Source organism: Micromonospora humidisoli, assembly GCF_016900955.1.
Classification (GTDB): Bacteria; Actinomycetota; Actinomycetes; order Mycobacteriales; family Micromonosporaceae; genus Micromonospora; species Micromonospora wenchangensis.
The window spans coordinates 1-1,101 of the sequence record NZ_JAFEUO010000026.1 but is presented as its reverse complement, the minus strand read 5'-3'; the positions used below and the strand labels follow the sequence as shown (position 1 = coordinate 1,101).

At 63.5% G+C, this 1,101-nt stretch carries 1 protein-coding gene; it reads right to left on the bottom strand.

What is annotated here, in order from left to right:
• Positions 1-14 precede the first annotated feature (14 nt).
• A complete protein-coding gene (locus JQN84_RS31140) occupies positions 15-878 on the bottom strand; it encodes an IS5 family transposase (protein WP_204962158.1) in 864 nt (287 codons plus the stop codon).
• Positions 879-1,101 lie beyond the last annotated feature (223 nt).

The window sequence follows — 1,101 nt, the reverse complement described above, 5'->3', positions numbered from 1 at the left end:
AGAGGACGTCTGATTCACGTATTTTGTGTGTGTTGTGGTTGTGGGGGTTCTCGCCAGGTTGGGGTGGTTTCGGTGGTGAGGCGTTTGGCGAGGTTGTCGATCATGGCGAGGGTGATCATGCTGGCGGAGTTGTGGGGTTGGGTTTCGTAGTCGCGGACGAGTCGGCGGTGGTGCATGAGCCAGCCGATGGTGCGTTCGACGACCCATCGGCGTTTGACGACGCTGAAGCCCTTGATCTGTGGGTCTTTGGTGACGATCTCGACGTCGACGCCGAGGTGTGCGCCGTGTTCGATGACACGGTTTTTGAAGCCGGCGTCGACCCAGGTCTTGGTCAGGGTGGGGTAGGTGGTGGTGGCCTGGTCGAGCAGGTCCATGCCGATGGTGTTGTCGCTGGTACTGGCGGCGCAGACGGTGACGGCGAGGAGCAGGCCGAGGGTGTCGGTGATGATGCCGCGTTTGCGTCCGACGATCTTCTTGCCGGCGTCGGTGCCCTGTGTGGACAGTGGGACGTTGGTGGAGGTCTTGACGCTTTGGCTGTCCATGATGGATGCGGTCGGTTCGACGGTGCGGCCGTGGTGGTCACGGACGAGGCCGGTGAGCTGGTAGTTGAGTTCGGTGAAGATGCCTTCCTTGCTCCAGGCGGCGAAGTAGCCGTAGACCGTGGCGTGGGGTGGGAAGTCGTGGGGCAGGTAGCGCCAGGCGATGCCGGTGCGGTTGACGTAGAGGATGGCGTTGACGATGTCGCGGAGGTCGTGGGTGGGTGTGCGTCCGCTGACCCCGGCGTCGGTGCGGGCCTGTCGCCATGCGGTCAGCCGGGGTGCGATCAGGGCCCACCGGGCGTCGGACAGGTCGGACGGGTAGGGGCGTCGTGCGGTCATGCAGTAGGCGTACGGTGTCGGGGCGACGGCTGGGCGGACGCCATGTCCGCCTATGCGGGGATGAATGTGAACCAGACACGATCCCGGGATGGAATGCACTGAAGTCGGGCAGGTCGGCGCCCGCTGTTATGCGCTCTTACTGGGCTGGTTCGGACATATCACGCTACCGATGTCCAAACATGAATCGGCCACTACTGCCCCGAACGCGAAACAAACGTCCAGT